Annotated in this window: 21 protein-coding genes; 17 read left to right on the forward strand and 4 right to left on the reverse strand. The window is 54.4% G+C overall.

The window, feature by feature from the left end:
* The first annotated feature begins 224 nt into the window (after window positions 1–224).
* Together dpaL and hydA are read left to right on the forward strand one after the other, a co-directional pair.
* A complete protein-coding gene (dpaL, locus tag ABFX35_RS05905; protein ID WP_095844823.1) occupies window positions 225–1,421 on the forward strand; it encodes a diaminopropionate ammonia-lyase in 1,197 nt (398 codons plus the stop codon).
* 28 nt (window positions 1,422–1,449) lie between these two features.
* Window positions 1,450–2,850 (forward strand): dihydropyrimidinase, encoded by a 1,401-nt coding sequence (gene hydA, locus ABFX35_RS05910; RefSeq protein ID WP_346079789.1) that lies wholly within the window; start codon window positions 1,450–1,452, stop codon window positions 2,848–2,850.
* On the opposite strand, the gene ABFX35_RS05915 is transcribed toward hydA, so the two are convergent.
* Entirely contained in the window at window positions 2,842–3,651 is an 810-nt protein-coding gene (locus tag ABFX35_RS05915; protein ID WP_346079791.1) for an XdhC family protein, read from the reverse strand. The genes hydA and ABFX35_RS05915 overlap by 9 nt on opposite strands.
* Window positions 3,652–4,192: 541 nt before the next feature.
* Here ABFX35_RS05915 and ygfK point away from each other — a divergent pair.
* The 5 genes from ygfK (at window position 4,193) to xdhB (ending at window position 14,374) form a co-directional block, all read left to right on the forward strand.
* A complete protein-coding gene (gene ygfK, locus ABFX35_RS05920; protein ID WP_346079793.1) occupies window positions 4,193–7,300 on the forward strand; it encodes a putative selenate reductase subunit YgfK in 3,108 nt (1,035 codons plus the stop codon).
* Window positions 7,301–7,303: 3 nt separating this feature from the next.
* Entirely contained in the window at window positions 7,304–8,632 is a 1,329-nt protein-coding gene (gene ssnA, locus ABFX35_RS05925) for a putative aminohydrolase SsnA (RefSeq protein ID WP_346079795.1), read from the forward strand.
* Window positions 8,633–8,760: 128 nt separating this feature from the next.
* Window positions 8,761–10,161 (forward strand): TonB-dependent receptor, encoded by a 1,401-nt coding sequence (locus ABFX35_RS05930; RefSeq protein WP_346079797.1) that lies wholly within the window; start codon window positions 8,761–8,763, stop codon window positions 10,159–10,161.
* A 435-nt stretch (window positions 10,162–10,596) separates the two neighbouring features.
* A complete protein-coding gene (gene xdhA / locus ABFX35_RS05935; RefSeq protein ID WP_346079799.1) occupies window positions 10,597–12,036 on the forward strand; it encodes a xanthine dehydrogenase small subunit in 1,440 nt (479 codons plus the stop codon).
* On the forward strand, window positions 12,026–14,374 hold the full coding sequence (xdhB, locus tag ABFX35_RS05940) for a xanthine dehydrogenase molybdopterin binding subunit (RefSeq protein WP_346079801.1): 2,349 nt from the start codon (window positions 12,026–12,028) through the stop codon (window positions 14,372–14,374). Before xdhA ends, xdhB begins: the two co-directional genes overlap by 11 nt.
* Before the next feature lie 52 nt (window positions 14,375–14,426).
* On the opposite strand, the gene ABFX35_RS05945 is transcribed toward xdhB, so the two are convergent.
* The gene (locus ABFX35_RS05945) at window positions 14,427–14,957 is read right to left on the reverse strand and encodes a phospholipase D family nuclease (protein ID WP_346079802.1); all 531 of its coding nucleotides are present in this window, start codon (window positions 14,955–14,957) and stop codon (window positions 14,427–14,429) included.
* Between the two features lie 325 nt (window positions 14,958–15,282).
* Between ABFX35_RS05945 and ABFX35_RS05950 the strand changes: the two genes are divergently transcribed.
* Window positions 15,283–15,801 carry an isochorismatase family protein gene (locus ABFX35_RS05950; RefSeq protein ID WP_346079804.1) on the forward strand — a complete coding sequence of 173 codons (519 nt, stop codon included), beginning with the start codon at window positions 15,283–15,285 and terminating at the stop codon, window positions 15,799–15,801.
* A gap of 169 nt (window positions 15,802–15,970) precedes the next feature.
* On the opposite strand, the gene ABFX35_RS05955 is transcribed toward ABFX35_RS05950, so the two are convergent.
* Entirely contained in the window at window positions 15,971–16,537 is a 567-nt protein-coding gene (locus tag ABFX35_RS05955; protein ID WP_279022511.1) for a histidine phosphatase family protein, read from the reverse strand.
* 338 nt (window positions 16,538–16,875) lie between these two features.
* Between ABFX35_RS05955 and ABFX35_RS05960 the strand changes: the two genes are divergently transcribed.
* The 5 genes from ABFX35_RS05960 to ABFX35_RS05980 are packed head-to-tail and all read left to right on the forward strand — an operon-like array spanning window position 16,876 to window position 21,040.
* A complete protein-coding gene (locus ABFX35_RS05960) occupies window positions 16,876–18,024 on the forward strand; it encodes an ABC transporter ATP-binding protein (RefSeq protein WP_346079806.1) in 1,149 nt (382 codons plus the stop codon).
* A 6-nt stretch (window positions 18,025–18,030) separates the two neighbouring features.
* On the forward strand, window positions 18,031–19,041 hold the full coding sequence (locus tag ABFX35_RS05965; protein ID WP_346079808.1) for an NAD(P)H-quinone oxidoreductase: 1,011 nt from the start codon (window positions 18,031–18,033) through the stop codon (window positions 19,039–19,041).
* Window positions 19,038–19,652 (forward strand): glutathione S-transferase, encoded by a 615-nt coding sequence (locus ABFX35_RS05970; protein WP_346079810.1) that lies wholly within the window; start codon window positions 19,038–19,040, stop codon window positions 19,650–19,652. Before ABFX35_RS05965 ends, ABFX35_RS05970 begins: the two co-directional genes overlap by 4 nt.
* Window positions 19,653–19,664: 12 nt before the next feature.
* Entirely contained in the window at window positions 19,665–20,114 is a 450-nt protein-coding gene (locus tag ABFX35_RS05975) for a type II 3-dehydroquinate dehydratase (RefSeq protein WP_346079812.1), read from the forward strand.
* Complete coding sequence (locus ABFX35_RS05980; RefSeq protein WP_279022503.1) at window positions 20,111–21,040, forward strand: 2-hydroxyacid dehydrogenase; 930 nt, start codon at window positions 20,111–20,113, stop codon at window positions 21,038–21,040. Before ABFX35_RS05975 ends, ABFX35_RS05980 begins: the two co-directional genes overlap by 4 nt.
* Before the next feature lie 38 nt (window positions 21,041–21,078).
* Here ABFX35_RS05980 and ABFX35_RS05985 read toward each other — a convergent pair whose 3' ends face one another.
* Window positions 21,079–22,041 (reverse strand): LysR substrate-binding domain-containing protein, encoded by a 963-nt coding sequence (locus ABFX35_RS05985; RefSeq protein WP_346079814.1) that lies wholly within the window; start codon window positions 22,039–22,041, stop codon window positions 21,079–21,081.
* 364 nt (window positions 22,042–22,405) lie between these two features.
* On the opposite strand from ABFX35_RS05985, the gene ABFX35_RS05990 reads away from it, so the two are divergent.
* From ABFX35_RS05990 to ABFX35_RS06005, 4 genes are all read left to right on the forward strand, one after another.
* Window positions 22,406–23,437 carry an ABC transporter substrate-binding protein gene (locus ABFX35_RS05990; protein ID WP_346079816.1) on the forward strand — a complete coding sequence of 344 codons (1,032 nt, stop codon included), beginning with the start codon at window positions 22,406–22,408 and terminating at the stop codon, window positions 23,435–23,437.
* Between the two features lie 74 nt (window positions 23,438–23,511).
* A complete protein-coding gene (locus ABFX35_RS05995) occupies window positions 23,512–24,366 on the forward strand; it encodes an ABC transporter permease (RefSeq protein ID WP_095844805.1) in 855 nt (284 codons plus the stop codon).
* Window position 24,367: 1 nt separating this feature from the next.
* Window positions 24,368–25,186, forward strand: coding sequence for an ABC transporter permease (locus ABFX35_RS06000; RefSeq protein ID WP_346079818.1), 819 nt, complete (start codon window positions 24,368–24,370; stop codon window positions 25,184–25,186).
* A 124-nt stretch (window positions 25,187–25,310) separates the two neighbouring features.
* The gene (locus tag ABFX35_RS06005; RefSeq protein ID WP_346079820.1) at window positions 25,311–26,561 is read left to right on the forward strand and encodes a flavin-containing monooxygenase; all 1,251 of its coding nucleotides are present in this window, start codon (window positions 25,311–25,313) and stop codon (window positions 26,559–26,561) included.
* Window positions 26,562–26,740 lie beyond the last annotated feature (179 nt).

The following is a 26,740-nucleotide window of genomic DNA, read 5'->3' on the forward strand; positions in this document are numbered from 1 at the left end:
ATCTCTTCGCCTGTCGCAACGAGGCGTGATGGGGGAATGGCGCCAGCCAATGCTGGAAATGCTGGGGAACGACGCCGTGAGCGGCCACGCAATGGGGTGTGATATCTCATTTTCCCCCTGTTTTTGATTATTCGACATTGCTGTTTCTGCTGCAACCACAAATTGGCACAGATATTGAACCCATCGAAGATGAATAATTCCATCAACGTCATCAGGATGCCGACATGTCAACATTTTCACTACGGATGCAAATTGCCGATAACGCTCACTTTACCCCACAAGGGAATGCCTTATTCAGCCGGGAGCAGGCGGAACAAGCGCGCGCCTTTCATCAGCGGATGCCGGGCTACTGCCCCACGCCGCTGTACTCACTGGCGGCGTTTGCCGCTGAACTGGGGGTGGGACGTGTGTTGGTGAAAGATGAATCTCAGCGTTTCGGGCTGAACGCGTTCAAAATCCTCGGCGGCGCTTATGCCATTGCCCGTTGCGTATGTGAAAAATACCACTTGGCGCTGGAGGATTTTACCTTTGAGCAAGGCCGTAGCGCGCTGCCGGAACGTATCACCTTTGCCACCACCACGGACGGCAACCACGGCCGCGGGATAGCCTGGGCCGCCAAGGCGCTTGGGCAACAGGCGGTTGTTTATATGCCGAAGGGGGCATCCGCCGAACGGGTGGCTCACATCACCCGGCTGGGGGCGGAATGCATCGTCACCGACATGAATTACGATGATACCGTGCGCCTGACCATGCAAACTGCACAGGAAAATGGGTGGACGGTGGTACAGGATACCGCCTGGCCGGGTTACGAAAAGATCCCCGCCTGGATTATGCAAGGGTATGCGACGCTGGCGGTGGAGGCGGTAGAACAGATAGCTGAGCATCATTGGCCAACGCCGACGCATGTTTTCCTGCAGGCCGGTGTTGGCGCGATGGCGGCGGGGGTGTTGGACTATCTGGTCAACAGTTACGGTGCGGCGCCGTTACACGCGGTTATTGTTGAGCCGGATCGTGCCGATTGCTTGTTTCGTTCCGCACAGCAAGGGGAGATCGTTGCCGTGGGCGGCGCTATGGACACCATGATGGTGGGGCTGGCCTGTGGTGAACCTAACCCATTGGGTTGGCCACGCCTGCGTGACTGTTCCCGCCAGTTTATTTCCTGCGAAGACAGCGTGACGGCGCTCGGTATGCGTGTCCTGGGCAATCCATTAGGGCAGGACGCACGCATTGTTTCCGGCGAGTCAGGCGCGATCGGCATGGGGGTGCTGGCGGCGATATTGCACAGCCCCCGGCGCAAGGCTCTGATGGCTCAACTGGGGCTGGATGCCGCTTCCTGCGTGCTGATAGTCAGTTCTGAAGGTGATACCGATCGCCAGCACTATCGGGAAGTGGTGTGGGAAGGCATCCCGCAGATGCGTTAATTATCCCCTGTTGCAGTTGGAGAGCCTTATGAAGCGTTTACTTAAGGGCGGTACGTTGGTTGATCATCAGGGGCAATATGATGAGGATTTGCTGATTGAACGTGGGCGGATCGCGCAGCGCGGCCACAATATGACCATCACGCCGGAGATGGAGGTGATTGATGCCTCCGGGTATCAGGTGATGCCTGGAGGCATCGATGTGCATACCCATTTCAACATTGATGTGGGGATCGGCCGCAGCTGCGACGATTTTTTTACCGGTACCCGTGCAGCGGCGTGCGGCGGCACTACCACCATTGTCGATCATATGGGCTTTGGCCCGGCAGGGTGTAATTTGCATCATCAACTGGCGCGTTATCATGCCTATGCCGACGGCCAGGCGGTTATCGATTACAGTTTCCACGGTGTGGTGCAGCATGTAGACGACGCTATTCTGGATGAAATGGCCGCCATGGTGGAGCAGGAGGGGATCAGCAGCTTCAAACTCTACCTGACTTACCAGTACAAACTGGATGACACCGCGGTATTACAGGTATTACAAAGGCTGCGCCAGATTGGGGCGTTAACCACGGTGCATCCGGAGAATGATGCGGCGATTCGGTTACGTCGCGATGCTTTTCTGCGGCAGGGTAATACCGCTCCCCATTATCATGCCTTGAGCCGACCGGTAGCTTGCGAGGCGGAGGCGATCGCGCGCATGATCAACCTGGCGGCGTTGGCAGACAGCGCGCCGCTGTATATCGTTCACCTATCTAATGGCCTGGGGCTGGATTATATCCGGCTGGCGCAGCGCAATGGTCAGCCGGTGTGGGCTGAAACCTGCCCGCAATACTTGCTGCTGGACGACAGCCGTTACCGCGAGCCAGACGGGTTGAAGTACATTCTCAGCCCGCCGTTGCGCCGGCAGGAGGAACAAGCGGCGTTGTGGCAAGGGTTGGTTGACGGCAGTATCTCGACGTTGGCGACCGATCACTGCAATTTTTCTTTGCGCCAACGCCAAGCGCTCTCCGGCGGGGATTTTAGCTGTTGCCCCAATGGGCTGCCGGGTGTAGAAAACCGTCTGGCGCTGCTTTACTCTAGCGGCGTAATGGCTGGGCGCATCAGCCCGGAGCAGTTTGTCATGCTGACCAGTGCCCGCCCCGCGCAGCTGTTTGGTCTGTGGCCGCAGAAAGGCAACCTGATGCCCGGTGCTGATGCCGATCTGGTGTTGTTCGATCCCACGCGTCACGTCACGCTTCGCCATGAGGAAATGCACGATAACGGCGACTACTCTCCCTATGAAGGAATGGCGTGCCACGGCTGGCCTGTTATGACCCTCAGCCGGGGCGAGATCGTTTGGCGGGATGGCGCGTTCATCGGCCGCGCTGGCCATGGGCGCTTTTTGCGGCGTGAGCCCTTTAGCGCGCCGCCTATCGACGGGCTATTCTGATACTGCCGCTACCAGATCGGATTGGAGTGATGCCGCACTGGCGCCGTTTTTCACCTGGAGGATCTCCGCCAGCACGCTGATGGCGATCTCTTCCGGCGTCTCTGCCCCGATATCCAGTCCGATGGGGGAACGCAGCGCAGCAATAGCAGCGGCATCAACACCGTTTTTTTCCAGTTCGGCTCGGAAGGTTTGGATTTTGCGTCGGCTGGCCAGTAACCCCAGATAGCGCACTGGGCTGCCAATGGTGCGCTCCAGCGCCTCTTTGTCCTGGTGGTTAGTGGCGATGACGACATAGCTATGTTCGTCCAGCGTCAACTGTTGAATACCGGCAGTAAAACTCTCTGCAAGCAGCTTGCGGCTGGCGGCGGGGAGGTCAGGGTGGCCCAGATTTTCCGGCCAGGTATCAACCAGCGTAATTTCGAAGTTCAGCGGTGCGGCAACCACGGCGATGGCTCGGTTAACGTGGCCCGCGCCGAGCAGCACCAGTTGTGGCCGGCGCGGCTGCACCGCGATATGTACCTTCATGGCCCCGCCGCAATCTGAACCTACCGCACCTTCCCCCTGGCGCGCCATGCGCCCACAGAACACGCGGGACTCTCCTTGCGCCAAGGCTTCTTTAGCCTGTTCCAGTACCAATTGTTCCATCATACCTCCGCCAATGGTTCCCATGCTGTTGCCGTCCTCATCGACCAGCATACTGGCGTTATGGCGGGGTGTTGAACCCCGGCTTTCGACAATCTGGATAAACGCAAAAGCCCGGTTGTTTTTTTCCAACTCCGCTGCCTGAGTAAAAAGTCCCATTCCGTACCTCGCGTAAATAAAAAAGAGTAATAATGGGAGAATGCAAATTTTGTGCCTGCATATTGCATGCCGCGCAGAGCAAATGAAGCGGTGGTATAACGGAAATACACGCATTATTTTCTCAAAATGAGAAACACGATTATTAATTTGCAAAAACACGGCCCTGAACCAAATAACAATGGGCCGCTACCATCATCATAATTATTTCGTCTGGTCGAAAGAAGCCGCTATAGCGCGCTATTGCCAGGCTTCTGCTATCGGCTCCCCATTTCTGGCCTGCATATTGCTTTTATTTAAAGACAAAGAGTGTGAGGAAAAATAACCATTGGCGATAGTGCCCGCATTGTGGCGATATCGCCAACCTATTCCCTTCATACTTCAAGTTGCAGGTGTGTTGGCTTCACCCCTTCGGGGCCAGCGCTGGCGCTGTTCAAAAACGCTTTTGCGTTTTGTCCTGCAACTCGAATTATTTTGGGTATAAAACGTTGTCTCAGTATCATTTGATTTTCAAAAAAATAACAAATAAATAAAGGAGAGTAATGTGGCTGATGTCATGCGTCCCATTCCGTTTGAGCAATTATTGAAGAGAATGTTTTCTGAATACCAGCAACACCGCTCTATTTTTGGCATCCCGGAGAGCCAGTTTTATCGTCGTAACCCCACTCGGCAAATGGGGGTGTTTGGCGAATCCTGCGACACTCCGGTGGGGCCGGCGGCAGGGCCACACACCCAGTTGGCGCAAAATATCATTACCGCATGGCTGACCGGCGGCAGTTTTATCGAGCTGAAAACGGTGCAGATTATGGATCGTCTTGCGCTGGACAAGCCGTGCATTGATGCGCAAGACGAAGGGTTTAATACTGAATGGTCTACAGAGCTTACGTTGGTGAAAGCTGCCGATGAGTATCTGAAGGCATGGTTCGCCCTGTGGCTGCTGGAGTACCTGTTTGCACCGCGCTCCACTGAACAGGGGCGTTCGTTTATTTTCAATATGAGCGTGGGTTATGACTTGAAAGGCATTCAACAGGCACCTATGCAAACTTTTATTGCGAGCATGATGGATGCCGCTGATTTACCTGCCTTCCAGCGCTATCGTCAAACGTTGGCATGCTGGATTGCCAGCGTTGATACGCTGCGTGATATCGTGCCGCAGGCCAATCTGGCCGCGTTGGCTACGCTGCCGGAGCGAATTCCTTCCCGGCTCGTCACCGGTGTCACCTTATCCACCATGCATGGTTGCCCACCCGATGAAATTGAAGCGATTTGCCGTTACATGCTGGAAGAAAAAAAACTGCATACGTTCGTAAAGCTGAATCCAACGCTGCTCGGCTATGCGCGCGTTCGTGAAATCCTGGATTGCTGTGGGTTTGATTATATTCAATTAAAAGAAGACGCTTTCCTGCATGATTTGCCCCTTGAGCGGGCGCTGACCATGCTGGAGCGGTTGCTGACTTTGGCGCGCCAACAGGGATTGGCGTTCGGGGTTAAACTCACCAATACGCTGGGCGCCGGCAACCATAAGCAACGCCTGCCGGGGGATGAGATGTACATGTCTGGACGGGCGCTGTTTCCTATTTCGATTAATGTTGCCGCCGTCTTATCACGTCATTTTCAGGGGAAATTACCCATTTCCTATTCCGGCGGCGCTAGCCAGCTCAACATCCGCGCGATTCATGAAACCGGCATTCATCCCATTACTATGGCGACCGATCTGCTGAAACCCGGCGGCTACCTGCGCCTGGCTGCCTGCGCGCACGAATTGGAAAGCTCCGCGGGCTGGGGGATGACCGCGGTGGATGTCGCTCGGTTGGAAGCGCTGGCGCAGACGGCATTAACAGCAGAATACCACCAGAAATCCTGGAAGCTTGAAGCGACGATAGAGGCGGGCGGTACGTTACCGACTTCCGATTGTTACGTAGCCCCCTGTGTCAGCGCCTGCGCGATTCATCAGGATATTCCTGAATATCTTCGCCTGGCAGGGGCGGGGCGCTATACCGATGCGCTGGAACTGATTTATCAGCGTAACGCGCTGCCGGCGATTACCGGCCATATTTGCGATCACCAGTGCCAGTCAAATTGTACCCGGCTGGATTACGACAGCGCGCTGAACATCCGTGAAATCAAACGTATCGCGCTGGAAAAAGGCTGGGAGGGGTATCGACGCCGCTGGTATAAACCGACGGGATCGGGCAGCCGCCACCCAGTGGCGGTTATCGGCGCGGGTCCGGCGGGCCTGGCGGCGGGATATTTTCTGGCTAGGGCGGGCCATTCGGTTACTCTGTTTGAGCGGGAACAAAGTGCGGGGGGCGTGGTTCGCCATGTGGTGCCGCAGTTTCGTATACCGGCGGAAAAAATCCAGCATGATATCGATTTTGTCGCGCAGCATGGCGTACGGTTTGAATATGGCTGCGATAGCGGGCTGACGGTCGATGAGCTGCATCGGCGTGGATATCGCTATGTTTGCGTGGGGACCGGCGCCTATCGCAGCCGTGATGTGACGTTGGATGGCGATAACCACGCTGTGTGGCCGTCGTTCCAGTTCTTAAGGCGCTTCAACCGCGCAGAGCCGCTCACCCTTGGCCGTTCTGTGGGGGTGGTTGGTGCAGGGAATACCGCAATGGATTGTGCACGCGCCGCACTGCGCGTTCCCGGCGTTGAGCAGGTGACCATCCTCTACCGGCGCGGAGAGAAGGATATGCCTGCCTGGCGTGAAGAGGTGGCGGAAGCACGCCAAGCGGGGGTGGCATTCCTCTTCTGGGTTAACCCGGAACGGTTTGATGCAGACGGCGCATTAACGCTACGGATCATGCAGCCCGGCGAGCCGGATGCACAGGGCCGGGCTCGCCCCCTGGCAACCGAGTGTACCAAGACGCTCCATCTGGACACGCTCATTTCGGCCGTTGGGGAAGAACCGGACTATGAGGCGCTGGCCCAGATGGGCATCCAGCTGGCGGCAAACGGTGTGCCGGGCGTGGACAACAAAACCCAAGAAACGGAACGTGAGAATGTGTTCCTGATTGGCGATGTGCAAAGTGGCCCGGCATCTATTGTCGCAGCAATAGGCGCGGCGCGGCGCGCCACGGACGCTATTTTACGCAGAGAGAATATTCACGATAGCCACGCGGCCAAACGTTGGCTGAATACCGATCCTATGGATATCTACCGCCGTAAAGGGGCGATCGAGATACAGTTGGTCAGCTCGGATGAGCAGGATGCATTTGCTCAGCAGGAGGCAAAGCGTTGCCTGTCGTGCAACTATGTGTGCGCCAAGTGCGTGGATGTGTGCCCTAACCGCGCGAATGTTTCCCTCGCGGTGCCCGGCTTTCGTGACCGTTTCCAAACGCTTCATATCGATGCCTATTGCAATGAATGCGGCAATTGTGCCCAGTTCTGCCCTTGGGATGGTAAGCCCTACCGGGATAAGGTGACCATCTTCAATTTACCTCAGGATTTTGCTGCCAGTAGTAATCCCGGTTTTTTATTGGATGAAGACGGCGTTTTGGTGCGCCATGAACAGCAGATCTATCACTTGGCGATCGATCTGCACGGCATCATTGCCAGCGCCCCGCCGGAATTGGCTGACATGTGCCGCATTATTTCAACGGTTTATCAACATCATCACTACTTGCTTGGCGCAGTGGAGGAGTAATTCATGCTGATTTTACGTAACGCTACGGCGGTACAGTTTGTGCCCGCGCTGGTGAATGAGGGCGTGGATATCGCCATTGACGGCGCCACGATTGTTGCAGTGGAAAAAAATCTGACGGTGCGTTATCCGGCAGCAACGGTGAAAGAGATGCAGGGGCGGTTGGTCATGCCGGGTATCGTCTGCGCCCACAACCATTTTTACTCCGGGCTGGCACGCGGGCTTCTGGCGCGTATTGAGCCTTGCCCAGATTTTATCTCCACGCTAAAAAACCTGTGGTGGAAACTGGATCGCGCGCTGGATGAAGAATCGCTGTATTACAGCGGATTGGTTTGCTCGCTGGAAGCCATTAAACAGGGGTGCACGGCGGTTATCGATCACCATGCCTCACCGTCGTTGATTAGCGGATCGTTGGATATTTTACGCCGGGGATTTCTTACCGCAGGTCTGCGTGGCATGACCTGCTATGAAACCACCGATCGCAATGGCGGCCTGGGTGAACTGCGCCGTGGCGTGGAAGAGAACATCCGCTTTGCGCATCGTATCGATCTGGATAAAAAATCCGGTAAAACGCCATATTTGGTCGAGGCCCATATCGGCGCACATGCACCGTTTACCCTGAGCGATGCCGGGCTTGAACTGCTGGCGGATGCCATACAGAGCACGGGGCGTGGGCTGCATATTCACGTAGCGGAAGATCGCTATGACGTATCTCACAGTCATCATCATTATGGCATTGACCCAATGGAGCGGTTGGCGCGGGCTGGGTTGATCAATGGGAAAAGCCTGATCGCGCACGGCCTCTTTCTATCGGCTCAGGATGTGGCGGTGATTAATGCGTTTGACGCGTTTCTGGTGCATAACGCGCGATCGAATATGAATAATCAGGTGGGCTACAACCCGCGACTGGCTGAATACCGCCATGTGGCATTGGGGACGGACGGTATCGGCGCAGATATGTTTGAAGAGCTAAAGTTTGCCTGTTTCAAACACCGTGATGCGGGGGGGGCGCTGTGGCCGGACAGCTTCCTGCGTTTCCTGCATAAGGGCAACCTGCTGTTGGAGCGCAACTTTAACGCCCAGTTTGGTTCGCTGGCGGCGGGGTATCAGGCTGATTTGACCATTTGCGATTATCATTCGCCCACACCGTTGCGTGCAGAGAACCTGGCCGGGCATCTGGCGTTTGCGCTTAGCTCCGCCAGTGTCCATAGCGTCATGGTGGCGGGTAACTTGATGTATGAGGAGCGCAACTTCCCGTTCGACGTGGAGGAAATTTATTTTCATGCCCGTCAGGAGGCGGAGAAATTATGGCAACGGATGGATAATTTGGCGTAATGAAATGAATTTCAACCGGCATAAAAGGTTTTTCTGGTAGAAACGCCCCTAAATAAGGTGCGGGCAGCGAATTGATAGTGTTTTTTTAAATAATAATCATTAGCCTGCAAAAATAAGGTTCATCGCAGTTGCTCTACTTGGTGACGCCTCGTCGCAAAGTGGCTTTCTCTCATTTTTGTAGGAATATAACAGTGAAAAATAGCATTGTATCTTTATTCCCCAGGGATATTAGCGCGGCTCGTCTATTTTCCAGCAGTGTGGCTGCCGCCGCTATGTTATTACATGTATCAGCCTTTGCCGATTCGACAACGGTGGTAAAGCCTGTTAGCAGCAATCTGGGGCAAAGCTGTACGCAAAATGCCTATGGGGTGGAAAATGCGCTTGATGCGCTACGTTGTGGTTCAGTGCACGGTTCGCTGCGTACGCTTTATTATTCCACGAAGAATGCCTATTTCGTCAGGGATAATAATCAGGATACCGCCAGCTACGGCGGCAATATCCTGTTTCAAACAGCACCTTATTACGGTTTCAGCGCGGGTGTCGGTGGTATTTATCAGCAACAGTGGCGTTCACCGGGCACCGGGCGTGGGGTTACGGAACTGGCGACTAATCAAAACGGCCTGGGAGAAGCTTGGCTGCGTTGGCAATATCAGAACTTTCGTTTTACCGCGGGCGATCAGCGTATTGATATTCCTTTTATGAGCGACTATGACTGGCGTATTACCCCGATCCTATTCCGCGCAGTTGATCTGCACTGGGGGGATAAAACCGATTTCCTGCATGCGACCAAGATATATCGCTATAAGCCGTGGCGCAGCGATAAATTCCTGGCGACCAGTTCCTATAGCGCTATAAAAGAGAAAACCAACGGCGCCTGGGCGGTTGGCGCCGGGCGTTCAACGCAGGTTGGCAGCATGAGCCTGAGCGGTCAATTATGGTATGAAAGCTATGATGACTACGTGAATATTTTTTATAGCGAAGCGCATAGTCAGTGGAAAACCGCGCTGTGGCAGCCGGATATCGGCATGCAGTTCATTCGCGGCAGCGGTGAAGGCGAACGCTTGCTTGGTGAGGTGGACAGTACGTCTTATGGCATACAGTTGGCTTTGACGCCCGTTAGCCAAGTTAAGTGGTCTATTAATTATAACCACATCGTCTCCAATCCCACATCGTATCTGAACGGGGTGTTGGTTACGCCGTATTCCAGCAGTACCTCATCGGGGAAATATTTCGCGCAGCCGTACTTTACCAGTACTCAAGATCTCGGTACCGGCAATGCCTATTCTACCCGTATCACTTATCAGATTATGCCTGCATTGAGCATTGGGACTTACTATTCTTTTATGGATCTGAAAAGTTCAGCAAGTGCGCCTAGCCGTAACCAGTCTGAATATGTCGTCTTTGGCATTTACCAGTTTGGTGGCGTATTGAAAGGGTTAAGTCTGTCTAATTTCCTCGGGGTACAAACGTCTCCTGTTTATGATTATGCTTTCTGGCAGAATCGCGTCGCCCTTCAATATAATTTCTAATTTATCTTGCTTAAAAGGTATCCATTATGGATACCTTTTTTATTAATAATTCATCCGCAAAGAAATAGCATAACCATGCACTTAATGAGGGCATTGTGTGCCGCTTATGCTGTATCTTGGTGCAATATCAGAAATTAATTTAAGTTAATAAGGAAAGCGTCATGTCTTTCCTGGCCAAAGTAATCGTTTGCTTATCGATAATAAACATTGCGGCAAGATAATTTTTATTTTGGTATGAGAATTGCTGTTTATCTAATCACTATCGATTAATCACATAGGATAAAACAGCATGACAGTATGCCACTGTTACCCTATTCGAAGCGCTGGTTTTGATATCGCGACGTCAGTAGAGAGCCTGCAGCAGAGCCTGGTTCCCAATGGGGATGATTATCATGGTCGTTCTGTTTGGCTGGCCGACTGTCAGGAGGTTGCCGCATGATCCAATTTTTGCTGCATAACACATTGGTGGTTGAACGGGATCTCGATCCTACCCTGACGGTGTTGCAGTATCTGCGGCAGCATAAGCGCCGTACGGGAACCAAAGAGGGCTGCGGTTCTGGCGACTGCGGCGCGTGCACCGTGGCGTTGGGGCGCGAGGAACAGGGGCGAATGTGCTATGAGACCGTTAATGCCTGCCTGATGCCGGTGAGCGCGTTGCATGGCAAGCAACTGATTACGGTGGAAGATTTACGCCAGGAAGGGGCCCTCCATCCCGTGCAGCAGGCGGTGGTCGATCTGCATGCCTCGCAGTGTGGTTTCTGTACGCCAGGGATAGTGATTTCACTGTTTGTGTTGCAAAAAGAAAGTGAGGGCTGGGATCTTCAACTGACAGAACAGGCACTGGCGGGGAATTTATGTCGTTGTACCGGCTATCGACCGATTATGGCCGCTGCACGCTACCTGTGTGAGCAGCCGATAGAGGATAGTTATACCCGTGAGGAGATATTAACCGCCACGCGACTGAAGGCGCTGAAGGAGGGGGCGGAGACATTGAACGAGGGCGCGCGCCAATATTTTATACCTGATGCGCTGGAGAAACTGGCGGCCTATTATCTTCGTTATCCTCAGGCTCGCCTGTTGGCGGGCGGTACCGATCTGATGCTGGAAATGGCGCAAGCCGGGTATGGCCGTCCTCCTTTGATCTCTTTGGCGCAGGTGGCAACGCTGCGCCGCTGGCATATGGATGACAGCTACATTCATCTTGGCGCCGGGGTGACTATCACACAATGTGAAAAGCTGCTACACGCGCAAATCCCTGCCTTTGCACGTGCGTTGCAGCGTTTCGCTTCACGTCAAATCCGCAACCGCGCCACCTTGGCAGGGAATATCGCCAATGCGTCGCCAATAGGCGATACGCCCCCGATGCTGCTGGCATTGGATGCCGAGCTACTGCTACAACGTGGTTCGGACCAGCGCACGCTGCCACTGCGTGACTTTTTCCTGGCCTACCGTCAAACGGCGTTAGTCGAGAGCGAGTTTATTCGTGAGATCCTGATCCCTCGCGGGGAGTTACTGGATAATTTTCAGGCATGGAAGGTTTCGAAACGGTCGGATGATGATATTTCCATTGTGTTTGGCGCGTTTTCATTACAAATCCAACAGGGGCGAGTCGTGAACGCTCGCATCGCCTTTGGCGGAATGGACGCCATTCCCCGGCGGGCTGAGCGTTGTGAACAGGCCCTGCTTCACCAGCCCTGGAACAGGGCGACCGTGACAGCCGCTTGTCAGGCGCTGGAGCAGGATTTCACACCATTGAGCGACGCACGCGCCAGCGCAGAATACCGCCTGCAGGTGGCCAGGAATCTGTTGCTCCGTTACTACTACTGGTTACAAGGTGAGGAGTTTGAGATGGAGACCGCACACCATGTCGCATAATCCGTTAGTGTCCGCCCCAACGCAAATGGCGTTGCAGGAGCGGTTCCATCAGACGCAACCCTGTGGCGTAGGGCACAGTCATACACATGAGAGCGCGATACTGCACGTCAGCGGTGAAGCGCGCTACATTGACGATCGCCCAGAGCCGGAAGGGCTATTGCATCTTTGCCCGCGCCTGAGTGAACACGCACATGCCCGTATTATCAAACTGGATGTTGCACCCTGCTATCGCATTCCCGGTGTGGTAACGGTGCTGACCCGGCAACAAATACCGGGCAACCCGGATATCGGCGCGTTGGCGCCGGGCGATATGTTGCTGGCCGATGGCGAAGTGAACTATGCAGGGCAGATCGTGTTGGTGGTGGCGGCAGAATCTCGTGAGGCGGCCAGGTTGGGCGCTCAGGCGGCGGTGGTTGACTACGAAGTGCTGACACCGATATTGGATGTGCAAGACGCGTTGGAAAAACAACACTATGTGGAGCGTCCTTTTGTGCATCAACGCGGCGATGTCGAGGCAGCGTTGGCACGAGCAGCCCATCGTCTGTCGGGCGAGTTTCACATTGGCGGGCAGGAGCATTTTTATCTGGAAACGCAGGCGGCCCTCGTCTGCCCGGCAGAGAACCAGGCCGTAACGGTCTATGCGTCCAGCCAAAACCCCAGTGAAGTACAAAAGCTGGTGGCTTCGGTTTTGGGTGTTAGCCAAAGCCAAGTGACGGTAGAAACACGGCGAATGGGGGGCGCTTTCGGCGGCAAGGAATCGCAGGGGGCGGGCGTCGCCTGCCTGTGCGCGCTTGCTGCGCGCCTGACGCGGCGCCCGGCAAAAATGTGTCTGTCGCGGCGTGACGATATGCGCATCACTGGCAAGCGCCACGCTTTTTTCGTGCGTTACGAAGTCGGTATTGATGAACGTGGCGTCTTCAGCGGCGTAAAGATCGATCTGGCAGCAAACTGTGGCCATTCGCTGGATTTGTCGGGATCGATTGTCGATCGCGCCATGTTCCATGCGGACAACGCCTATTATCTGGGAGATGCGCTCATCACCGGATACCGTTGCCGCACCCATACTGTCTCCAATACCGCGTTTCGCGGCTTCGGTGGGCCGCAAGGCATAGCGGCCATTGAACAGGTGATTGAGCACATTGCGCGCACTTTGCATCTGGATCCGCTCGAGGTGCGCAAACGAAATTATTATGGGATCACGGAACGCAATGTGACCCATTACTACCAGCCCGTCAGGCAGAATATGCTTAACGATATCACCGAACGGCTGGAGCACAGCGCTGAGTATCACCAACGTCGTGCCGAGATCGATACTTTCAATACCCGCCACCCCTTGCTGCGGCGTGGCTTAGCGCTAATGCCGGTCAAATTCGGCATTTCCTTCACCTCCACCTTTCTCAACCAGGCCGGAGCGCTGTTGTTGGTATATACCGATGGCAGTGTACAGCTAAATCATGGCGGAACTGAGATGGGGCAAGGGTTGAATACCAAAGTGGCGCAGATTGTGGCGCAGGTGCTACAAATTGACATCGAGTCAATCCAGGTCACGGCCACTCATACCGGCAAGGTGCCCAATACTTCGCCGACAGCAGCCTCCAGCGGTGCTGATTTGAACGGTAAAGCGGCGCAGCAAGCAGCCGAAACCATCAGACAGCGGCTAGAGGAATTACTGTGTCGCCTTTATGCGTGTTCCCCCGCAGAGGTTGTATTCCACAATGGTGTAGTGCGGGCGGGCAAGCATCATTTGACCTTCGCGCAGGTAGCGCACTTGGCATGGGTTAATCAGGTACCGCTTTCGGCTTCGGGTTACTACCGGGTTCCGGGCATCCATTACGATCGTGAGGCAGGGCGCGGACAGCCTTTTTACTACTTTGTGTACGGCGCGGCATGCGCGGAAGTGATCGTGGATACGCTGACCGGAGAGTATCGGGTGAAGCGGGTAGATATTCTGCACGATGTAGGTGCTTCCCTGAACCCTGCGCTGGATATCGGGCAGGTCGAAGGTGGGTTTGTACAGGGCATGGGCTGGGTTACCACCGAAGAGCTGATGTGGAACGGGCAGGGGTGTTTGTTAACGGATACCGGCGCCACCTACAAGATACCGACGGTAGCGGATATCCCGCATGATTTTCGCGTGCAGCTATTGCCGCATACGCACAATGCGGCTGAAACCGTTTTCCGTTCTAAAGCCGTTGGTGAGCCGCCTTTTATGCTGGGTATGGTCGTCTGGTGTGCCCTGCAGGATGCGATCGCACGCCGGGACGATGGTATCGTGCATTGCCTGCTTGATCTTCCCGCCACGCCGGAACGGGTGTGGCGAGCGTTACAAAGGTCATGAAAGGGATGGTGAAGGCATCATCCCTGCGAACGAGCCGCCAGTGGCTGACGGATTAAAACCGGGGGGGCTTACTGGGGCTGGCTTCACGCCATAACCGGTTAAATTCCTGCTGATATTTTGCCGCCAGGGCGGGCACGTTGCGGATCAGCAGGGCATTTTCTGCGTTGCGCTTGTCGGCGCTGGATGTGTAGTTGAACGAGCCAGTTTCGACCGCATGGCCGTCTGCCACAATAAATTTGTTGTGCATGATGGCGTACTGCCCGTTAAGGCGTACAGGCACCCGGTGGTTAACCAGGAAGGTGATGGCAGTGTACCGATCGCTATTGGCTGCCTGGTCTGCGACCACCCGTACCGATACCCCGCGTTTTTGCGCGTTCACCAGCGCTGTCGCGATGGGCTTGCTGGTGAACTGATAGGCCGCCACATCAAGGTTGTGCTGGGCGCCGTTAATGATACTTAAGACAATATTTAAAGCGTCATGCCGTGCGCTGGGTGAAAAGCCGACGGCAAGCTCTGGCGATGCTGCCGCCAGAACCGGCATGGCTAGCACTATGATAGCCAGGACAAAAATGCGTTTACGCATAGGGTATTAACTCCAACTGTTTCAGCTCATCGACGGTATAGCCACGGAAAATATGGCTATGCGTGGGCTTGCGATGGGGTGTTTTATCTATGAATCTTGCATGTTGCCAGTGCTGGGTCGCTAAAACTTTAGCTGGTCGACATTTTGTCTACCAACTTGTGGTTCAATACACAGAGAGACGCTATCAGCACCGCAAAAAATAGCCGCTGCTTCAGGCAGTAGTCCGGCAAACAAATGCCATACGTGGAACACACCTGCAACTTGAAGTAGGAAGGGGATAAAATAGATTCTCTGTTTGGGGGTAACCGATGGGAAAGAGCATAAAATGAAGCTATTGATCGTTGTTGATATGCAAAACGGCGTATTCGCCACGCCGCGCCATGACCGGGAAGGTAAAGCTACTCTGATCAATCAGCTGATAGCAGCGGCGGATCGGACGATATTTATTCAACATATTGAAGGCGAAATGGCCGAAGGCAACGAGTTATGGCAAATTTTGCCGGAGCTTGAACAGCCGGATGGGGCGATTTATGTTAACAAAACCGCGTGTGATGCCTTCTGGAACACGAAACTGGCAGATGTACTTAGCCAATTGGGCACCAATAACTTCGTGATTTGCGGCTGCGCGACGGATTATTGTTTAGATACGACAATAAAAGTCGGCGCCAGCCAAGGTTATGCCATTACCGTCGCTTCCGACGCTCATACAACCTCAAACCGAACTTATGCGACGGCGCCACAGCTGATTGGGCAGCATAATGAGGTATGGGGGGCGCTGAGTATTCCGGGGAATACCGTCCAAGTGAAACCGACGGATAGGATTATCGCTGAGTGGCAGGGCTGATGCGTTGTGCGTGCGGATTTTTCGGCGCGGGTGAATGTAACCGGTTGTTGGATCTTGCCAATATTTGCAATAGTACAGGCAATGCACACCGTAATTAGATGTTTCGCCCGTTCTCAATAGGACATTATTCTTGAAAGCTGGTTTGCGCTATGAAAGCCTCGCTGGGACATTAAACCGAGGGGGAAACATACTTTATCCATCCCCAATAACCCGCCCCTGTGCAATCTGTCTGTTTCCAGCCAAGCCGTTCCAGTTCCAACGAAATAAGTTTATTCATGAAGCCATGCCCCATGCTGCAAATATGGCCATGTCTGGCAGACATGAAGATCAGCACTTGTGCGATGTGTTTTGCCCTTTTTTGCGCTTTGGCCTTTGACTCCGCCCCCGAGGCCAGCCCCAAAAACCAAAATAAACGAAACAAGAGTAGCCATATTGACGGCGGCAGCCTTACCCACGGTATATTGATAATCGGTAACGGTGCCTCACTTAAATCATTAAGTATTACGTCAGGATTAGCCCCCAGCGCGCTCAGAGATGAGCATGCACGCTGAAGCGGGCTACTTACAATAAAATGACTATCGTCACAGGCCTCCTTTGCCCTTTTATCAGGTTGCCCTGTGACTTCAGATGCATCGTAGCCCGCTATCCATGCGTGCATTTCATATGCTTTTACCCATCCAGCGCTTCGTAATACCGTAATCGCTGGCTGCCCATGCCTCATTAACGTTATTTCCATTTTTATTATCAACCAGCGAACAAATCAGGAAAGGCGACACCATATCATGAAGCGCAACCACAGGGGGAAAATACGTTTAGGCACAGTGCGTTAGCCTGGCCGATTTTGGCTCTGACCCTACAAGCTCATCAGCATCGGGTATTCGGATACCTGGCGCCATGCTGCGCCGTCTGGCTGTTATTGATGTGTCAGTAACGGTTAATTTGGCGTGATGAAGTTACGCCACGCGTCTGCTTTATGTTTTCAAAACGCTAGCTTCAGGAAGCACTAACCGCATGACGCACACATAAGCCTTATGCTGGATAGCAAGCATTGATAGCCTGTTTTCTGGAGATCCCATGGTAAGTGCAGACGTCACCACATTCCCACAGTCCACTCGGCCTCATCTCGCCTCCCACAAGACCCCTGTCGCCGTACGACTCGATGGCGTGTTGAAACGCTTTGGCGATGCCATCGCACTGCATAAGATTTCCTTGATCATTAACGAAGGGGAATTTATTACCCTGCTGGGCCCCTCTGGCTGTGGCAAAACCACACTGCTGAACCTGATGGCCGGTTTCACCGAAACCGACGGCGGCGAAATCTTTATTGATGGCGATCTGGTTACCGAAATCCCGCCGTATCAACGTGAGATTGGCATTGTGTTTCAGAACTATGCGTTGTTTCCGCACATGACGGTGGAAAAGAACGTGGGTTATGGGCTGCGAATGCGCGGTGTCTCGAAGGCGGAAATTGCCGGGCGCGTTGAACAAGCGTTGGCACTGGTGAAGTTGGCCGGTTATGGCCACCGTAAGCCACGCGAGTTGTCCGGCGGGCAGCAGCAGCGTGTTGCGCTCGCGCGTGCGCTAGTGATTCGTCCGAAAGTGCTGCTATTGGATGAGCCGTTTTCCGCGTTGGATAAAAACCTGCGCTTATCGATGCAGGTTGAGCTGAAAGCCATCCAGCGCAAACTCGGCGTGACCACGGTGTTTGTTACCCACGATCAGGGTGAAGCCTTGAGCATGAGCGATCGTGTGGTGGTGATGTCGGCGGGCCATGTGCGTCAAATCGGTACGCCGGATGAGATCTACCGTCGTCCACAGGATCCGTTCGTTGCGAGCTTTGTCGGTGACGTCAACATTTTACCCGGCCGCTATGCCGGGCGGGATCACGCTGCGGTGGTGGAGTCGGGCGGCAACGCGCTGCGTATACCTGCTGAGCGTGTACAGGCCGCCGTCGGCGATCGACTTGATATCTATGTGCGCCCGGAAAATATTCAACTTGGCTCACTTGGCGCGCATTCATTCCTCAGCGCCACGGTGATTACCCATGTGTTTCAGGGCGACCATGTTGATGTGCATCTGGATGTACCGGCACTCGGCAACACCACGCTATTTGCACGTCAATCCGGGCTGGACTCACTTACACGCTGGCCGGTGGGCAGCGTAGTCGGTGTGACCTTTGCTGATGAAGGCGTGTGCGCCTTTAGCGCCGAGAAACAGGGATAAGCGCCAATGATGCCTGAAATGATGAATGCGGTGATTGCACGTGAACCTGGCGGCGCAGACGTCTTACAGCAATTGCAACGGCCGGTGCCGCGGCCGGCCGCCGGTGAAGTATTGATCCGCGTGGCGAGCGCCGGTGTTAATCGGCCTGACATTATGCAGCGTAACGGAATGCCGTTACCGCCGGGTATTACGGATATCTTAGGGCTTGAAGTTTCCGGTACGGTGCTGGCGCTGGGCGAGGGGGTTGATAACCTGGTGGTCGGCACGCACGTGATGGCGCTGCTGAACGGCGGCGGCTATGCCCAGTTTGCGGTAGCGCATGCCGATTTGTGCCTGCCGGTACCCGCAAACCTGCCGTTGGATCACGCTGCGGGTATACCGGAAGCGGCTTTCACCGTCTGGCATACCCTGTTCGAGTTGGGGCGATTGAGGCCGGGTGAAACCGTGCTGATTCACGGCGCAGCCAGTGGCGTGGGCACTTTTGCCATACAGTGTGCGAAGGCCTGTGGCGCCCGCGTGATCGCCACGGCCGGCGGTGCGGATAAAATCGCGGCGCTGCGGCGGCTAGGCGTGTGGCAGGCGATTGATCGCCATAGCCACGATTTCGTTGCCGTGATCCTGGATGAAACACAGGGCCGCGGCGTTGATGTGGTGCTGGATAACGTCGGCGGTGAGTATGTCGCGCGTAACCTCAGCGTACTTGCACCGGGCGGCCGTCATGTCAGCCTGGCGTTTATGCAAGGTGCAAAGATCGAGCTCGATCTGCAACAGGTCATGCGCAAAGGGCTTAGCCTCACGTCTTCCACGTTACGCCCGAAAAGTGCGGCGGAAAAAGCGCGCCTGGCGCAGTGCGTTCGCGCTCATCTGCTGCCGTTATTGGCCGAAGGAAAAATCATCCCGGCCATCCATCAGACGTTGCCATTAGCGCACGCTGCACAAGCCCACCGCATCCTTGAAGCCAATGCCAATATTGGCAAGGTGTTACTGCGGGTTGATCTCTCTGGAGAGCCAGCATGATGCAACTCTATTACGCGTCCACATCGGCTTATGTACGCAAAGTGATGGTGACGGCACATTGTTTGGGCCTGGCCGACAGCATCGAACTGTTGGCGTCGGCGGCGCATCCCATTGAACGCGACGAGCGTATCGCCACGTTTAATCCATTAGCCAAAGTCCCCGCGCTGCGTACCGAAGAGGGGCTTTGCCTGTATGACAGCCGGGTGATTTGTGAATACCTGAATGCGCGGGCGCAGGGTTCTTTGCTGCCGCAGCACGGCGACGCGCGTTGGGTCACGCTCACGCGCCTGGCGCTGGGTGACGGCCTGCTGGATGCGGCGTTGTTGGCACGCTACGAATTCAGTGTACGCCCGGCAGATAAACAGTGGAAAGGCTGGCGCGATGCACAGTTGAAGAAGGTTACCGCCGCGCTGGCGGAAATCGAACGTCAGGCGAGCGGTTTTAGCCCGTTACCTGATGACGTTGGGCTGATCGCCATCGGCTGTGCCCTGGGTTATCTCGATTTCCGCTTTGCCGATCTTAACTGGCGCGCGACACATCCGCTGAGCGCCGCCTGGTTCGCCACTTTTGACGCGCATCCGGCAATGGCTGCCACGCGCCCGCACGTTTAATCAGGAGTTTGAATGTCGCCGCAGATTTTTTTTCTTAATGGGCCGAACGCCAATCTGTATGGCATGGATAAAAACGGCGCCTACGGCAGCGAGAGTTTTGCCAGTATTAGTGAACGCTGTCAGCGCCGTGCCGCGGCGCACGGTATCACGCTGCAGTTTCGCCAGAGCAATCACGAAGGCGTATTGGTCGACTGGGTCCAGGAAGCGCGTCAGCACGCGGCTGGATTAATTATCAATGCTGCGGGTTTGAGCTATAGCTCCGTGCCCATTCTCGACGCGCTCCTGATGTTTGATGGCCCAATTATCGAAGCGCATATGAGCAATATCTGGCAGCGAGAGCCGTTCCGTCATCATTCAATGGTATCTAAAGCGGCAACCGGCGTGATTGCCGGCCTCGGCGTGTTGGGTTACGAGTTAGCCATTGATGCAGCGGTCAATTTGATTAAGGCGGGCGCTGCATGAGTATCCTGGTGTTTTACAGCGAATTCGACAGCTTTGAAGGGTGGTCAGCGCTGCTTGCGCCGCATCTGCCGGGGATAACCCTTTGCCGCGCCGATGAGGTGCAGGATGCTGATTCCGTTCATTACGCGCTGGCGTGGAAACCGCCGCACGGCTTTTTCACGCCATATCGCAACCTTAAGTTACTGGTGAACCTGGGGGCCGGTGTCGATTCTCTGGTAGGGCGTGACGATCTGCCGGATATCCCGATCATCCGCTTGTCAGATCCGGATATGGCACGGATGATGGCGGGGTATGTGCTGTTTGCTGTGCTGCGTTACGCACGTGATATTCCGGCGTTTGAGCGCGCACAGCGTGAGCATCGTTGGCATTATCTGCATCCTCGCTTGCCGGCCAGTATACGCGTGGGCGTGCTGGGATTGGGGGAATTAGGATCTTATGCGGCCCTGGAACTGATGAGACAAGGATTCGACGTGCGTGGCTGGTCGCGCTCGCAGAAAGCGCTTGAGGGCATCGTCTGCAGCAGCGGCATCGCGTCGCTGGATGATTTTCTCACCACCACTGACATATTGGTGGTGATGCTGCCACTGACGCCAGAAACGCAAGGGTTGCTGAACGCAGAACGGCTGGCACGTTTGCCCATCGGTTCTTCGTTTATCAATGTGTCGCGCGGTGCCATCGTCGATCAGGCGGCGCTGACGCAGGCGTTGTGCAATGGACAGATTGCCGGGGCGACGCTGGACGTGTTTGATCGCGAACCGTTGCCCTCTGATGATCCGCTATGGGCGATGGAGAATGTGCTGATTACGCCGCATCTGGCATCCGTGGCGATCCCTGCCAGCGCTGCGCGGCAGGTTGCGGACAATATTCTGCGCATCGCACGCGGTGAGCCGGTGCTGAATCAGGTATTTCCAGCACGCGGCTACTGAGTCGTCGCCCATCACCGACGTGCTGGGCGATGGCGCGGTTATGCGACTTTCACCACTTGCGGATCGAAATAACTCGGTGCTGCCATACCGGGTATGTACTGATCCGAGATAAACATGCGGCAGCGTTCGGCGAAGGCATTGACCACCATTGAGTGCTGCACATGGGCGATAGTGGCATAGCCGAGATGCATCGGCTTATTAACGCCCGCCAGTCGCACACGAATCACACGCTTGCCATCTTGCGACAGGTTAGCTTTTGGCCGCACGTTGGTGATACCAAAGCCGACACCGTTGGCCACCATCGCTCGCACGACTTCCAGATTTCTCGATCGCATGACGATATTTGGCACCACACCGGCTTCACTAAACAGCCCGAGAAAATATTCACGGCTCCAAGGTATATCCAGCAACACCATCATCTCGGTGGCTAAATCCTGAATGGTCACGGCCGATTGCGTAGCAAAAGGGTGGTGCTCGCCGACCATCACATACGGCGGCAACTGGGCCAACGACTGAAACGAAATGTCGTTGGCAGGTACCAGATCGTAGGTCAGGGCGATATCGATATCGGCGGAACGCAGCTGTTTCAGTAATTGCTCATGATTGCCCTCAACCAACGTGATACGCACCCCCGGGAAAGCGCGGCCAAAACCGAACACCAACTCTGGGATTAGCATCGGCGCCAGCGTATCCAGACAGCCGACCCGTAATGGGCCGCGCACGTTGTTGAGTGATTCTGACGCAATGGTGTAGAGGTTTGACATCTGTTCCAGGATCAGCTTCGCCTCTTTTAATACCTGATGCCCGATAGCCGTGAGCGATACGCCTTGCGCATGATGGCGCACGAATAACTGTACGCCGAGCTCGGATTCAATGTGTGTGATAGCGGCAGAAATTGACGGTGATGAAACATGGATACGTTCCGATGCACCGATAATGCTGCCAGCCTCCCCGGATGCGACAAAATATTCCAGCTGACGCTGGGTTATGCGACTGAGCATGCAGGTTCTCCTGAGATCGCCGACGAGATAATGTCTCGTCAGTCATTCTAATAGTGCTGGTCACCATGCATTTATCATGCCTGGATTTCAATGGCAGCATAATTACCTACTTTATGCCTGTAACCCATTCGCTTCTGCCTTACCCATGCTTAAGGAAATCTGTTGCAAAGCAGCGCTTTTTTTAGCGTCAGAAATTCTGATGCAAGAGCAAGGGAAATGCTGTTTTACCGAATCTCTGCGTGGCGGCAGAATCGGTTTCACACCAGGGAGCCACCTTTGCACTGTTTTAGCGCGCCGCGCCGTGGGGCATCAGTGGTGGTTCAGAGCATCCATAACGGCCATTTCATTCATTGGGGACGAGAATATGTTGCGTAAGATGTATGCCTTGACGTTGTTGACGACGACTGTGTTCAGTGCCGGGAACGCGATGGCTGCAGATAAGCTGATCGTCAGCACCTGGGGCGGCAGTTTTAAGGATCTCATTGAGCAAACCATCGCAAAAGAATTCACCAAAGAAACCGGCGTGGACGTGCAGTTTGTCACCGGCGGCACGATCGATCGCTTGAGTAAAGCCAGGCTGGCGGGGGGAACACCGGAAACCGATGTCACCTTTACTACCGCACATGTCGGCTACCTGTATGCCAACAGCGGTCTGTTTGAAAAGCTTGATATGACTAAAATCCCCAATTCGGTCAATCTGGTGAAGCAGGCGAAGGTCAGCCCGTATCACTTAGGCGTGTGGGGGTATGTCTACACCATCGGCTATCGCCCTGACCTGGTACCCGAAGGCGAAACCTTCGCTAGCTGGAACGACCTGTGGAAACCTGAGCTGAAAAGCACATTGGCACTGCCGGACTGGGATCCGAGCCATATTATTGCGGTATCCGCAAAACTCTCTGGCACTGATGCTGCGCATTGGGAACAAGGTCAGGCGAAGTTGAAAGCGCTGATGCCTACTATTAAATCCTTCTATACCGACGATGCCAATAGCCAACAGCTGATCTCCACCGGCGAAACCCCGGTGCAGGTGATGTTATCAATGAATGCCTACAGCATGATTAAGGAAGGCGTCGATGTTAAGCTCGCCATCCCGAAAGAGGGCGCAATTCTCGGTGTGGATACCCTCGGCATCAATAAAGGCACTAAACACGTCGATCTTGCCTACACGTTCCTGAATATCGCGCTGAGGCCGGATATTCAGGAACAGGTGGCGACGATTTACCGCGGTAGTCCGACGGTAACCAACGCGCATATTGATCCAGAACTGGCGAAACTGCCGGGCATGCTGACCACCGCCGCTCAATGGGATGCCACCATCAACACCGACCCGGAACTGCGTGCCGAGAAAACCGCGGAATGGCGGCAGTGGTTCTCTGAAAACATCATGTCGCATTGAGTTCAACGGGCGGCGCTCGCTGCTGCCCGTCACTTAACGGTTGGCCGCAACACTTTATTCAGGCAGTCACGTCTATGACGAAAAATCCGACATTTTTACCCTGGTTCATCATTCCCGCCATGCTGACTGCGCTCGGGCTGATTGTCGCTATGTTCACCGTCATGCAGTTTAGCGTGCGGGCGTATATTCCCGGCGCGCTAGACGTGGGTGGATTTACCTTGGCCAATTTTAACAGCCTGTTTAAGACGGTGTATGCCAATGCGTTTATCAACACGGTGATGCTCAGTGCTAAAACTGCCGTGTTTGGCCTGCTGATGAGCTATCCGCTGGCATATGCACTGGTGCGCACGCGCACGGCGTGGATCAAATCTGTCATCTTGATCGTGGCGATTACGCCGCTGTTTCTTGGTGAAGTGGTACGTACCTATTCCTGGATTATTGTGCTGGGTAACAGCGGGTTTCTGAATAGCCTATTGCTGAGTATTGGGCTAATCGATAAACCGATTCAATTTATGTTTACCCAGAGCGGCGTTGTTGTGGCGCTGGTGCATGTAACGATGCCGATTATGGTATTGATGCTGGCTACCGCGCTTTCACATATCAACCCGGACTACGAAAAAGCCGCGATGAGTCTGGGGGCGGGGCCCGTTCGCACTTTGCTGACGGTGACGATTCCATTATCCATTCCCGGTATCGTCTCCAGTTTGACCACTGCCTTTGCCTGGACATTCAGTGCGTTTGCCACGCCACAGCTGATTGGCGGCGGTCGTGTGAGCACAGTGGCAACCCTGGTTTACCAACTTGGCTTTTCGTCGATGAACTTTCCGTTTGCAGCGGCGCTGAGTATTGCCGGATTAGTGCTGACAATTTTGCTGCTGGCGTCTTTAAAACGAATGACCCGTTTCCTGAACGAGATGGGAGGGCATTAAGGTGACGCGATCAAACAATGATAAATGGGTCACACTGCTCGGCCGGCTGCTGGTGATCGCTATTCTGGTCTTCGTCATGCTGCCGACTATCGTGGTCTTTATCTCTGCATTCAGCAGTACATCGGTGCTGTTCTTCCCGCCGAAAGGCTGGTCACTGCGTTGGTTTGAGCGTGCCGTCAGTTATGACGATTTTCGCCAGGGTTTTTATTCCGGGCTGATTGTTACCGCATGGGCTTCGACGCTGGCGGTGATCATTGGGACAACGCTGGCCATTGCCATTGAGCGTTACACGTTCTCTTGTAAACAGGTGCTGGAAGGGGTGCTGTTATCGCCATTGTTCATTCCCCATTTCACTATCGGCCTTGGCTTGTTGATGCTGGTTTCGCAACTGGGCCTTAGCCGTGGCTATGGGCTGGTGATTTTCTGCCATATCGTGTTGGTGCTGCCGTTTGTATTGCGTAGCGTATACGTTTCACTGAAAAACCTGGAACAACGCATTGAGCTGGCGGCCGCAAGTCTCGGCGCATCGCCGCTGCGCGTGGTGTGGACCATCACCATACCGCTGATTCTTCCTGGGCTGTTTGGTGGCTGGATGTTTGCCGCCATTCTCTCTTTCAATGAATTCACGGCTTCGCTATTTATTACCACGCAGGCGACGCAGACCTTGCCGGTTGCCATGTACAACTATGTGCGTGAATTTGCCGATCCGACCCTGGCGGCACTTTCGGTAATTTATATTACCGTGACAGCGGTGATATTAATTATTGCCAACAAGTTTTTAGGATTAGGGAAGGTATTGAATGTTGAAGCAGGGCACTGATTGATTCAGCCAGTGTCGGGCTTTCCCTGTGCGCTGTATTTAAACATCCTGATTATCATTAATACGACACCCGATGATGATCAGCAATGAAAAAATTGGGGTCGATTATATTTAGGGATTCCATATGTTAGTAGAAAAAATTAATACCGTGATTGTCGGTGCGGGTCAGGCCGGTATTGCGATGAGTGAGCATCTTTCACTTATGGGCGTACCGCATACCGTATTAGAGCGCAGCCGCATTGCTGAACGCTGGCGTTCTGAACGCTGGGATTCGCTGGTTGCCAATGGCCCCGCCTGGCATGATCGCTTCCCGTCGCTGAAATTCGATGATATTTCCCAGGAAGCTTTCCCGCCTAAAGCGCGCATGGCGCAATATTTCGAAGATTACGTCAAAATGCTCAACGCGCCAGTACGTACCGGCGTCGACGTCTACCAAGTCACGCGCCTGTCGGGGCGCAGCGGTTTTAACGTCATCACCTCGAAGGGGGAGTTTGAAGCGGCCAATGTGGTAGCGGCTACCGGACCATTCCAGAAACCGTCATTTCCGAAGATTGTGCCGGAGAGTGCGGCGCTGCACCAGATCCATTCTTCCACATATAAAAATCCACGGCAGCTGCCGGCTGGCGGTGTATTGGTGGTCGGTGCCGGCGCGTCCGGGACGCAAATTGCCGAAGAGCTGCGACATTCCGGCCGCGACGTGTATTTGTCGGTGGGTGAGCATTATCGTCCGCCACGTTCGTATCGCGATCGCGACTATTGCTGGTGGCTTGGCGCGCTCGGGTTATGGGATGAAGTGAAAATTAAACCCAAGAAGGAGCATGTGGCGTTTGCGGTGAGTGGTTATGAAGGTGGCAGAACCGTTGACTTTCGCCGTCTTGCGTACCTGGGTATTACCCTGGTGGGCATCACCAGTCGCTGGGAAAACGGGATATTGAGCTTTGCCGAGGGGCTGGCGGAGAATATTGCGGAGGGTGATAAAGCTTATTTTGACGTATTACGCGATGCCGATGCCTATATTGAACGGAATGGCCTCGATTTGCCGCCAGAACCACAAGCCTGGAACTTGCTGCCGGATCCAGAATGCCTGATCAATCCGCTATCACAGTTGGATATTACCGCTGCCGGTATCACCAATATTATTTGGGCCACGGGGTTTAAATTTGATTTCAGCTGGTTGCAGGTGGATGCATTTGATGAGAACGGCTTACCTTTTCATAAACGTGGTATTTCCGCGGAACGTGGCATTTACTTTGTAGGCCTGCCGAATTTGGTCAACCGCGCTTCTTCATTTATCTATGGCGTATGGCATGATGCAAAGTATATTGCCGACCATATCGCGTTGCAGAATGCGTACACCGATTACGTTAAATCATAATTTTTTGTGTTGCCGTGCATAGGCCAACGATACACCGGGATCAGCGCCTAAACGCTATGTTGATGCCAAACCAGCCCCGACGGCGGCTCTTTAGTTTTGGTGGATAAATCGTGGTCTGGTTGCTGTATCGCCATCCAGGCCGCGCGGGCATTTATGGCATCATTCTGGTTAGCGATAAC

Source organism: Gibbsiella dentisursi (genome assembly GCF_039539505.1).
Lineage (GTDB): Bacteria > Pseudomonadota > Gammaproteobacteria > Enterobacterales > Enterobacteriaceae > Gibbsiella > Gibbsiella quercinecans.

Bases quoted from the DNA above. Each gene is read 5' to 3' on its own strand.
- xdhA (WP_346079799.1), top strand. From the start codon at position 10,597: ATGATCCAATTTTTGCTGCATAACACATTGGTGGTTGAACGGGATCTC.
- hydA (WP_346079789.1), top strand. From the start codon at position 1,450: ATGAAGCGTTTACTTAAGGGCGGTACGTTGGTTGATCATCAGGGGCAA.
- ABFX35_RS05915 (WP_346079791.1), bottom strand. From the start codon at position 3,651: ATGGGACTTTTTACTCAGGCAGCGGAGTTGGAAAAAAACAACCGGGCT.
- ABFX35_RS06005 (WP_346079820.1), top strand. From the start codon at position 25,311: ATGTTAGTAGAAAAAATTAATACCGTGATTGTCGGTGCGGGTCAGGCC.
- dpaL (WP_095844823.1), top strand. From the start codon at position 225: ATGTCAACATTTTCACTACGGATGCAAATTGCCGATAACGCTCACTTT.
- ABFX35_RS05995 (WP_095844805.1), top strand. From the start codon at position 23,512: ATGACGAAAAATCCGACATTTTTACCCTGGTTCATCATTCCCGCCATG.
- xdhB (WP_346079801.1), top strand. From the start codon at position 12,026: ATGTCGCATAATCCGTTAGTGTCCGCCCCAACGCAAATGGCGTTGCAG.
- ABFX35_RS05965 (WP_346079808.1), top strand. From the start codon at position 18,031: ATGATGCCTGAAATGATGAATGCGGTGATTGCACGTGAACCTGGCGGC.
- ABFX35_RS05970 (WP_346079810.1), top strand. From the start codon at position 19,038: ATGATGCAACTCTATTACGCGTCCACATCGGCTTATGTACGCAAAGTG.
- ABFX35_RS05945 (WP_346079802.1), bottom strand. From the start codon at position 14,957: ATGCGTAAACGCATTTTTGTCCTGGCTATCATAGTGCTAGCCATGCCG.
- ABFX35_RS05990 (WP_346079816.1), top strand. From the start codon at position 22,406: ATGTTGCGTAAGATGTATGCCTTGACGTTGTTGACGACGACTGTGTTC.
- ABFX35_RS05960 (WP_346079806.1), top strand. From the start codon at position 16,876: ATGGTAAGTGCAGACGTCACCACATTCCCACAGTCCACTCGGCCTCAT.
- ABFX35_RS05950 (WP_346079804.1), top strand. From the start codon at position 15,283: ATGAAGCTATTGATCGTTGTTGATATGCAAAACGGCGTATTCGCCACG.
- ssnA (WP_346079795.1), top strand. From the start codon at position 7,304: ATGCTGATTTTACGTAACGCTACGGCGGTACAGTTTGTGCCCGCGCTG.
- ABFX35_RS05955 (WP_279022511.1), bottom strand. From the start codon at position 16,537: ATGGAAATAACGTTAATGAGGCATGGGCAGCCAGCGATTACGGTATTA.
- ABFX35_RS05985 (WP_346079814.1), bottom strand. From the start codon at position 22,041: ATGCTCAGTCGCATAACCCAGCGTCAGCTGGAATATTTTGTCGCATCC.
- ABFX35_RS05975 (WP_346079812.1), top strand. From the start codon at position 19,665: ATGTCGCCGCAGATTTTTTTTCTTAATGGGCCGAACGCCAATCTGTAT.
- ABFX35_RS05980 (WP_279022503.1), top strand. From the start codon at position 20,111: ATGAGTATCCTGGTGTTTTACAGCGAATTCGACAGCTTTGAAGGGTGG.